Origin of the sequence: Okeania sp. SIO3I5 (assembly GCF_010672085.1) — a bacterium.
In the GTDB taxonomy this organism is placed as follows: Bacteria; Cyanobacteriota; Cyanobacteriia; order Cyanobacteriales; family Microcoleaceae; genus Trichodesmium.
The window spans coordinates 3551-14020 of the sequence record NZ_JAAHHT010000244.1; the positions used below are offsets into that span (position 1 = coordinate 3551).

The following is a 10470-nucleotide window of genomic DNA, read 5'->3' on the forward strand; positions in this document are numbered from 1 at the left end:
TATTGGAGACCTCTAATCAATAACTGCTTAAATAATCGAGTTATATTTCCTCATTAAGGAGGGGAATATATTTGAGTCCTGTTAGTAAAGTGTAGAGCCTGAAACGGAACTAACAGCAGAAGCAGAGCCAAATAGAGCTGAAGCACTAGCAACGCTGGTTGCAGAACCAGACTCAGAGTTGAAACCATAGAAGAAGTAGCCGTAGTTATTTCCGTCAACGATACTGACAGAAGAAACGGTACCGGCATTAGCTGAAATACCACTTGCAGAAGCCAAGCCACCGGCACTAAATACTAAACCGCCTTCAACTACATTGGATTCGTTAACATTTTCTAGATGATTGAGTTCGGAAATATTCATTAATTTTCTCCTTATTTTTGTTTGATAATTTAATCAGTTTGGTCGTGATTCGTAAGTAATTAGAGTATTGCTTAGAGGTAGTATATTGGAGACCTCTAATCAATAACTGCTTAAATAATCGAGTTATATTTCCTCATTAAGGAGGGGAATATATTTGAGTCCTGTTAGTAAAGTGTAGAGCCTGAAACGGAACTAACAGCAGAAGCAGAGCCAAATAGAGCTGAAGCACTAGCAACGCTGGTTGCAGAACCAGACTCAGAGTTGAAACCATAGAAGAAGTAGCCGTAGTTATTTCCGTCAACGATACTGACAGAAGAAACGGTACCGGCATTAGCTGAAATACCACTTGCAGAAGCCAAGCCACCGGCACTAAATACTAAACCACCTTCAACTACATTGGATTCGCTGACATTTTCTAGATGATTGAGTTCGGAAATATTCATTTATTTTCTCCTGATTTTTGTTTGATAATTTAATCAGTTGTGTTTCAACCTTATGATTATTATCATAAGCGTTCTAAAAATAGTTGTGTTGCCATTTTGGCAAGTTTATAAATTAAGTAATTAATTGCCATTTTGGCAGATAATAAATAACAAAATATTGACTTATTATCAAACTATGAATTAAAATTAAAATTAACATCAGAAAAAAATACTCAGGTAAAAAATCAAATTTGAGCTGTGAATATAGTAATCCCTCTGACAGAGACTCCAGTCAAGTCTCTACAGAGAGAACTCACAAATTATTTCAATTGACTTGAATTTTGTTTACCTACTAATTACATCCAATAACTCTGGCATCTTGCTGATTTTTCCTATAACTTGATGCCTGTTTTTTTTGCTTCATTTTTGTTAATTAGCAGTAATATTTTTACCATTTGTTTGATCTTTATCGCCGATAAATTCAACTTCATTTTCACCCCGATTTTTGTGTTTGCTAGGTTGACAACCTTGATTATTTTGTTTCATTAACCGATTAAATGTACGATAAGGAATATAATCAAGAGGATTATGACCACCAAAACGTAAGATTAAAACACATGCCCAAGAATACTGACCAGCAATTATCGCTTCCACAATTGAATCAAACTGTTCCTGAGTCATAACTTTCTTTAATTGACTGTTATGATAAACCCCTTGAGAATTCATAGATGTAATCTCCTGATGTTACTAATAAAAAACTAGGTAGTAGTGTACAATTAGATATATTTTCTATTGCCTTTTGGAACTGCCTCGGCAATAAATCACTACATCTACAGGACTACCAAAAACTGTAGAAAGCACTAAAATGAAGTTAGAAATTAATGCCTTCTTCCTTCATTTTTCTAATTGGATCTAACAAAATATCCGCTACACGACGACGACGAATAATAATATCCGCATTAGCAGTTTGCCCTGGTTTAAAACTAATAGTTTCACCATTTTCTGTCACATAATTACGTTCCAAGGTGATTTCAACCTGATAAACATCTCCCATTTGTTCGTCTTGCTCTGTGTCAGGAGAAACGGAGGCAACAGTACCCGATATTACGCCATAATCTTGATAGGGATAAGCATCAAACTTGAGTTGCACTGACATCCCCTCTTCAATAAACCCTGCTTCTGGGTTAGGCAACTTAGCAGATAAAACCAGTTGAGCATTTTCAGGTCCTATTTCTGCAATAGTTTGCCCTGGTTGTACTACCTCACCAATATTAGTAATATCTAGAGAAAGTACCACCCCACTCACAGGAGCATAAACAAATCTTTTCTCTAACTTGGTTTCAGCAGCAGTCAGTAAATTTTTAGTTTCAGTAATTTTTGCTCGCAGTTGAGTCAGTTCAACTTCTAATTGCTGAATCCGTTGCTGCATTTCCAAGTCAGTTGCTTTTGCTTCTGCTTGCTTTTGGGCAAGTTGCGCTTGAAGTTGCTCTACTTCTGCCAACCCTTGCTGGAGTTTACCTTCAGTTTCAGTCATCTGGGTACGTCGATCGCGCAAACTCTGTTCAACTTCAAACAACTTTTCCCTTGCCTGAGTTTCTTCTGCCAACTGCGCCCGAATAATAGCATTTTCCCGGTCTCGCAAAGTTTGCTCGGCAGTAAATAATTGTTCCTGAGCTTGATTTTTTTCTGCTAACTGCGCTCGAATAATTGCATTCTCCCGATCGCGTAAAGCTTGTTCGGCAGCAAACAATTGTTCCTGAGCTTGATTTTTCTCTGTGAGATAAGCTCGCAGTAAAGCGTGTTCACGATCGCGCAGAGTTTGTCGTGCTTGAAAGAACCGTTCCCCCGAGATAGCTCCCTCATCTAGCAATTCTTCTAATTTCTTGACTCGTTCTTGATGCTCTGCTACATCTGCTTCGAGTTGTTGAATCAATTTTTGAGTTTGTTCTGTTAGCGGAGCGAGTTGTTGCCTCCTCATCCGGGAAGCATCCATATCGGTTTTCAGTTGTTTTATTAACTCATCTGTTTTATTTTCTAGAGGAGCAAGTTCTTGTCGTCGCATCCGGGAAGCATCCACATCAGCTTTCAGTTGTACCAATAGTTCCCGACTTTTTTCTGCCAAAGGTTTGAGATTTGTATATCGTTCCTCTAATGCTGTGACATCGGACTGCAACTGAGTTAGCAAACCCCGTGTAGTTTCTACATTAGTTTCAGCTTTAGCGATCGCTGCTGACTGAGCTGTTATATTTGCTTGAGCTACAGCATTTCTGGTTTCTGCTTCCATACCCAACCTTTCCAGCAAAGCTTGTTTCTGCACCAACTCTTTTTCATGGCCAACCTGCTGTTGCTGCAGTCGGTCCACTTCTGTTGTTGCTAGTTTTGTATCTAGCTCTAGCAAAACTTGACCTGCTTCAACTCTATCTCCTTCTCCCACAGGAATATTAGCTACTTTGCCCATCTCCACTGGATGAACTTTGTAAGCTTCTCCTTGAGGCACCAACTCTCCTTGTGCTTGCCCTACTTCGTTAATTTTGCCAAACCATGCCCAAATGCCGAAAGCTATACAGAAAGCCATTCCCCCTAGTATTATTTGTTTGGGAAATGCTGCTGTCGGTCGATCGAGCAAGTTTTGGGTGGCAGGCGACCACTCAGAAGTATTGACACTTTTTTGAGTTGGTTTGGATTGTTCCTGATGTTCAACAGCTATAGGTAACTGGGGTCTCCTAACTGATGTTGCTATCCCCCCATAAATAGAGGATGCTACTTCATCTAGGCGATCGTGTTCTTCATTATTTAACTCTTGCAATATCCAGGTTTGAGTAGATGCATTTTTGTTACTAAATCCTACTTCCGATTTACTTTGAGAATTCATGGCGTGACTTAATCCATTTACTTTTTTTATAGTTTTTTTAACTTTTATTTTATATTGTTATGATTTTTTAATTTTACCTCCCCAATGATTCTAACTGATTGTAATGGGGGTTTTTGCCAAATTGGCAGTTTTGTAGATCTTTTTTGATTTTTTGATTATTCAATTAAAGATAAAGTTTGTTGACTTTACTATAAAAAATTAGATTAAGATAACTATGTATTATACAAAACGCGATCAATATTTGTTACAAATGCTAGGGAAGTTGCATGCAACTTCCCTACAGAAGAAGGCTTTAGTTATCTAGGATAAAAGAGGTAAATATTCAAAAAAAATTGGAAAACGATAGGGATAGCTATCTAAAATGAATTGGAGCAGCTATTGTTCAGCATATTCGCAGATCGACTTGTATTTGAGCATTCTTTTTTAATTGACTACTAGAAACAGTCTATATTTGTAGCAAACATTGATCGCGCTTGGTATTATAGGCTGATTTATAGAGTGAGGCATAATATCAAATCCGGTTAAACAGTTTTAGTCAAATTCTCAGGACTTACGCAAAATACGAAATTATAGACCACCTGTAGGGGCCAATGGCATTCGCCCTTACTATATGTAGTGGTTCTGCGTAAGTCCTGATTCTCAGAAAAATATTAAGTATAAATACTTCGTGGAGCCACAAAGTTAACTAATATCATGTCCGGTTGAATAATTAGACTTTGGTGAAAGGAAGGCAGAAGGCACTTATGCTGAAGCTTTTTCCCATTAGACATCTCCAGAAAAGAGGGAACAGGGAACAGGGAACAGGGAACAGGGAAGAGTAATTGATAATTTATGGATAAGAATTGATTTGATTTTTCATTTTTGGAGATGTCTATTGTAAACTTAATTTTATACACGCTCCGATGCTACCGAACATGATATAATATCATTCCCTACTGACTGCTGACTGCTGACTATTGACTATTGACTACTTGGTATTTATGCTACATTTTGTCATGGGGAATGTAGGTTACAGGTCAAGCTGTTGTTGAGCTAAATGATAATACAACCCATTTAGAGCTATCAAATCTTCATGGGTACCTTGCTCCAACAAAATGCCTCGATCTATAACCAAAATTCGGTCGGCATTTCTGACAGTAGATAAACGATGAGCAATAATAAAAGTAGTCCGGTCTCGACTAATTCTAGCTAAATTTTGCTGAAACCTCTGCTCAGACTCCGTATCCAAAGAGCTAGTCGCCTCATCCAAAATCACAATTCTCGGTTCACCCAATAAAGCACGGGCGATCGCCAATCGTTGCCGTTGACCCCCAGACAGGGATGAACCCCTCTCTCCCACCTTAGTATTATATCCCAAAGGTAAGTCCTGAATAAAACCATGAGCTTCTGCTAGTTTGGCCACCTCGATCGCCTGTTCCAAACCTACATCATCAGCATACATACTAATATTTTCCAAAATAGTCCCTGAAAACAAAAAACACTCTTGGGGGACAACACCAAGTTGCGATCGCAAAGACTGGGGCGAAATATGACGTATATCGTGACCATCAATCAAAATCCGACCACTGCTAGGAGAATATAAACTCTGCAACAAATTCACTAAGGTACTCTTACCCGAACCACTGCGTCCCACAATCGCAATAGTCTGACCCGCTTTCACATCAAAAGAAATATTCTGAAGTGTATTCTGCTCCTGGTCTTCATCATAACGAAATGTCACATTATCAAACCGCACATCTCCCCGTAACCTAGGCAACACCAACATTTCCTCACCAGGTATCTCTTCTGGTTCTGCTAACAACACATCATTCAACCTTTCTACGGAAATCCAAACCTCCTGTAACTCATCCCACAGATTTACCAATGCCATAAACGGACTAATCACTTTACCAATCATCATATTAAAAGCTACAAACTGACCAATACTCAACTCTCCCTGAATCACCAAAAAAGCTCCAAACCAAAGTAACGCCGTACTGCCAATAGTATTAATTACCCCACTACCAAACTGTAAAGTATTACCCAACTTCTGCCCCTTAAACCTTGCATTCAGAGACTTAGTTAAATCCTCTTCCCACCGCCAACGCAACTCCCTTTCAGTTGCCGTAGTTTTCACAGTAGATATTCCGGTCATCATTTCCACCAATGATGAATTTTGCTCTGCGGTAGCATTAAAAACTTCCCGCGACACCTTGCGCAAAAAAGGAGTAGCAATCAAAGTTAAAATAGCTATGGGTGGAATCAACGCCAACACCAATAGAGTTAACTTCTGATTGTAATAAAACATCAATCCCAAATAAATTATCCCAGTCAAAAAATCTAACCAAGACAGCACCACCTGACGAATCAGAAACCGTTGAATTTTCTGATTTTCTTGCACCCTGGTAATAATGTCACCCACCCTCCGAGATGCAAAAAATTTCATCGGCAACTTCAAAGTGTGGTTGATAAAACCAGAAATCAGAGTCAGGTCAACTCGATTAGAAAAGTAGTCTAGTAAATATTGTCTGGTTGCCGTCAGCGCAATGCTCCCAACTCCAAACATTAACGCCCCCAAAGCAAAAACACTGAGAGCGCTGAGACTTTTATTCACAACTACTTGGTCGAGAATAATTTGGGTAAATAGAGGCGTAACGATGCCAAATAGTTGAATCAATACAGACGCTAAAATAATTTGTAAGACCGTATTACCATGAGGCCATAAAACGTTAGCAAAGTTCCCTAGAGATGTTTTAGGTGCTTTCCCATTCCGAAATTCTTGAGTAGGATGCAATAACAGAGCATAACCGCTCCAACTGCCGAGAAATTCTGAACGACCTAACCATTTTTTGCCGATCGCTGGATCTGCTATTAAAATCCGTTTACCTTTAACTTCGTAGACAACCACATAGTGTATTCCTTCCCAGTGAGCAACCCAAGGGTCTCTTTGTTCTTCTATACGACTCAGAGATGCTCGTACAGGACGAGATTGAAATCCTAAACTTTCTGATGCTTTAGCAAGATTTTTCAGGGAAGCACCGGAACGTCCTACATTAGCTAAATTTCGTAATTGGTTAATGCTGAAGCGTTTGCCCCAATATTGACTAATCATACCTAAACAAGCGGCACCACAATCTGAGGATGATTGTTGTAAAATCATTGGATAGTGGGCAAAAATATCTAGCAGTCTGCGGTTGAGCGGTTTCGGGAAAAGAACTTTGTTTTCTGTGGGTGGGGACTGAGAATTTTCTGGAGTTGGCGGTGGGATGTCGGCAGTCGGTTGTGGAGAAATGGTGACAGGTTGATGCCGGGTGATTTTATTTGGGTTTGCTAGCAACAATATCAGTTCATCCCATTGTTGTTTGGGTAGTTGATAAACAGATAGTTCTGTTTCTGCTTGCCAGTCTGTAGGTGTTTGCTCAGGATAACCCCAATTAGGAAAGGTAGGTATTTCTGTTTGGGTTGTGGAAATTTGACCACTATATAACCAATAATGTGCCATTTCCCCTGGGGTAGCGGTTGTGAGTTTTTCTCCAGGGGGTATTGCGATTTGCTGAAAGTGGGGCAATATGGGGCGTAGTTGATGACTGGGTAGCGATCGCCATTCTGTGCAGGTTTTCAGAAAGATTTGGCATTGTCGTTTTTGGGTTTTTTGCTCCAGGTTTTGTTTGATTTCCGGGAGTTTTTCTAGTAATGGTTGTAGTTGGGTAAGGTCAATTTTTGCTATTTGTCCTTGACTGGCAGCGATCGCTCCATAAGATATGATATTCTTGGTGAATAAACAGTCTCCACCAAATATTTCTCCTGTTTCTAAAACATCTACTGGTATTTCCTGTTGTTGTTCTGAATCAAAAGCTAAAATTCTTATTCTGCCTTCACATACTAAATAAATAAAATTATTAATATCATCTTTATCTTTGATCAGATTGTCGCCAATTTGGAATTCATTAGTCTCAGAAATTTTTATCAACTCAGAAACTATAGTAGTATCTATTTGTACGTTTGTTAATCTTTGTAAAATAGTTACTATAATTTCTGAATTTTGCGGTGTAGATGAACCATCGTGTGTTGATATTTGTTTCATATTTATGAACAAGTCATTTCAGTTATCAGTTATCAGTTATCAGTTATCAGTGAACCTCCGACTTCAGTCGGAGGCTTGAAATACTGAATTAAATATTTTTTTCATCCCCTTAAAAGGGGAGGCTTTAGACCTCGTTTTTTGGTCAAAATAACTACTTTGAATTATAGAACCAATTTAGCATTTTTGCCTTGATTAAATTTTTGAGTCAGGAGTTGTCTGTAGTGGACTGTTTCATCTTAAATGTTGCATTAGAAAATGGGGTGATTACGAGAAAAGCTAATGCACTATTTTAGGTGAAACAATCCAGTAGGAATTAGCTAATACACATCTGCAGAAAAGAGGGAACAGGAGACAGGGAGGAATAATTAATAATTTACCGAAATAATTAATAATTAAACAATTAAATAATTAGATCATTGAGGTTTAAAGCCTCCCCAATAAAGGGGTAATATCATGTCCGGTTGAATAGTTATAAATAAAAATGGAGGAGTAATGAGTAATGAGTAATGAGTAATGAGGGAAGAAGAGGGAATTTTAAGCTATAAAGAAGAGAAAGTTTTTTGATCACTAATTATCCGGACATGATATAATTATCCATTATCCATTATCCATTAATGAAAGCGCTTTTCAGTTGAGTAGACCACAAAACTGTTGTAGGAGTAACCTAACTCCTAACTCATTACTCATTACTCATTACTCATTACTCCTTACTCCTTACTCCTTACTCATTACTCCTAACTTGGTACTTTTAACTGATTTTTTCTTTCAATTGCTTGATAATAATCAGGCTTAATTTCTAACACAATATTGTAAGAACTAACAGCTTCTTTCACATATCCTAATTTTTCCAAAATTAACCCTCGTTGAAACCAAACCAGATGATTACCAGGTCTTAAAGAAACAATTTGGTTGTAGGCAGCGATCGCCTCATCTAACCTCTCTAATTTTTCCAACATTAAAGCTAATTGTGACCAAGCTTGATAATTACTCGGCCAAATACTAATAGCACGATTATAACTAACAACAGCCTCTTCATAATTTGCCATTTTTTCTAAACTTAATCCCCGATTCAACCAAGCATCAAAATTATCTCGATGTTTTCCAATTACCAAATCATAAGCTGCTATTGCTTCAGCATATCGCTCTAACTTTTCTAAAGCTGCCCCCCTTTGTAAACCAACTTGAGCAACAGAAACTCCTTGCTTAAAACTCATTTCAATTACCTTGTCATAAGCTGCCAATGCTCCATCGTAATTATCAAGTTTTTCTAATGCTTCACCTCGACAATTCCAAGCCTCTAAAAAATATGGTTCAATACTAATAGCATGACCATAAGCAATAAGCGCCTCATTATACTTACCCATTGCCATAAATGCCTTACCTCGACCTAACCAAGCTTCCGGATAATTAGAATTAATTGTAATTGCCTGATTAAAAGATTCTAACGCCTCGTTATACTTAAATAAATCTAATAAAATATAACCACGACCAATCCAAATTTCTGCTAAATTAGGATTAAAATTAATTGCCTTATCAAAACAAGCAACTCCTCCTTCTTTCCAATGATTTTTTAAAGCTAATCCTTTATAATACCAAGCTTCATAATCATCAGGATTTAATTTAATTGCTTTATTAAAAGAAGAGACCGCATCGTGATATTTATGTAGTTTACTTTGAGCAATACCTAAATTAAACCAAGCCAGATAACTTTCCGGTTGTAATTCTATAGCATGGTCATAACTAATAACTGCTTCTGCATAACGTTGAGTTTGAAATAAAGCTAATCCCCTGTTAAACCAAAGATGATAATTATCAGGTTGCAGTTTCACAGCACAATCATAAGCTGCTAATGCTTCAGCATATTTTTGCAGAGTTAATAAAGCTTGCCCTTGAGCATACCAAATCTCTCCCATCATCGGTTGTATTTTCAGTGCTTTTTTATAACAGTTAATGGCAGATAAATATTCTTTCAATTCAGCTAAAATAATCCCTTTATTACACCATAATTCATAATTATTTGGGTTAATTTTAATTCCCTTGTCAAAGCAAGCGAGCGCCTCTTCATACTGGTTTAAATTATATAATACAACTCCATAACAATTCCAAGCTTGATGAGCATTTGGTTTAAGCGATAGCGATCTTTTATAAGCCTCTACTGCTTCTTCATACTTTTGCAATTTATATAAGGTATGAGCCAATTTTAACCAACCTATTGCCCAGTCTGGCTTGATTTTCACCGCGTTTTCGTAGTAGGGAATAGCTGAGGAGTATCTACCCATATCATACAATCTGTTACCACGATCATATTCTGGGAATGCAGAAAAGATACTAAAAATCCCCTTGGACGGGGAAATACTGTGGGTATTTGTAGTGTCTAATGTAGTTAAAAATGTCAAATGTTCAGATAATTGGGAATGAGTTTTGGTCATAGTTTTTTTCCTAGAACCTGATCGAGTATATCTGGATATAGTATTATATTCTTTTCTAAAATTTTAAACTATTTGTGATCTTAGATACAAAAAATTTTGCAAATATATGAATCTCCCCATCTGCCGATCGCCCTATAGGTAGTGCCATACCTCATAAGGTTAAAAATTACTGTAAATCAGATCAATTATTACACTAAACTTTTTACAGCGCTTTTCAGATTAATGAACCACACTGTCATAACCAAAACCCTGTAAGGGCTTTCTTCCATTCGCCCCTACTGTGGTCTACTTAAATGAAAACCGCTGTAGGCTCTTGGTCTGGCA

At 37.7% G+C, this 10470-nt stretch carries 6 protein-coding genes; all 6 read right to left on the bottom strand.

Annotation, left to right across the window (positions count from 1 at the left end; genetic code table 11):
* Positions 1–81: 81 nt before the first annotated feature.
* Entirely contained in the window at positions 82–360 is a 279-nt protein-coding gene (locus F6K40_RS33170; RefSeq protein ID WP_293142329.1) for a hypothetical protein, read from the bottom strand.
* A 164-nt stretch (positions 361–524) separates the two neighbouring features.
* Positions 525–803, bottom strand: a complete 279-nt coding sequence (locus tag F6K40_RS33175) for a hypothetical protein (protein ID WP_293142331.1) — start codon at positions 801–803, stop codon at positions 525–527.
* Positions 804–1211: 408 nt separating this feature from the next.
* A complete protein-coding gene (locus F6K40_RS33180; protein ID WP_293142333.1) occupies positions 1212–1508 on the bottom strand; it encodes a HetP family heterocyst commitment protein in 297 nt (98 codons plus the stop codon).
* Between the two features lie 145 nt (positions 1509–1653).
* Complete coding sequence (locus F6K40_RS33185; protein WP_293142335.1) at positions 1654–3654, bottom strand: beta-barrel domain-containing protein; 2001 nt, start codon at positions 3652–3654, stop codon at positions 1654–1656.
* 1009 nt (positions 3655–4663) lie between these two features.
* Positions 4664–7717, bottom strand: a complete 3054-nt coding sequence (locus F6K40_RS33190) for a peptidase domain-containing ABC transporter (protein ID WP_293142337.1) — start codon at positions 7715–7717, stop codon at positions 4664–4666.
* Between the two features lie 734 nt (positions 7718–8451).
* Positions 8452–10146: a tetratricopeptide repeat protein gene (locus F6K40_RS33195; protein WP_293142339.1), complete on the bottom strand. Its 1695-nt coding sequence runs from the start codon at positions 10144–10146 to the stop codon at positions 8452–8454.
* Positions 10147–10470 lie beyond the last annotated feature (324 nt).

Excerpts from the sequence above, each read along its gene's own strand:
- F6K40_RS33170 (WP_293142329.1), bottom strand. The coding sequence starts at position 360 with ATGAATATTTCCGAACTCAATCATCTAGAAAATGTTAACGAATCCAAT.
- F6K40_RS33175 (WP_293142331.1), bottom strand. The coding sequence starts at position 803 with ATGAATATTTCCGAACTCAATCATCTAGAAAATGTCAGCGAATCCAAT.
- F6K40_RS33180 (WP_293142333.1), bottom strand. The coding sequence starts at position 1,508 with ATGAATTCTCAAGGGGTTTATCATAACAGTCAATTAAAGAAAGTTATG.
- F6K40_RS33185 (WP_293142335.1), bottom strand. The coding sequence starts at position 3,654 with ATGAATTCTCAAAGTAAATCGGAAGTAGGATTTAGTAACAAAAATGCA.
- F6K40_RS33190 (WP_293142337.1), bottom strand. The coding sequence starts at position 7,717 with ATGAAACAAATATCAACACACGATGGTTCATCTACACCGCAAAATTCA.
- F6K40_RS33195 (WP_293142339.1), bottom strand. The coding sequence starts at position 10,146 with ATGACCAAAACTCATTCCCAATTATCTGAACATTTGACATTTTTAACT.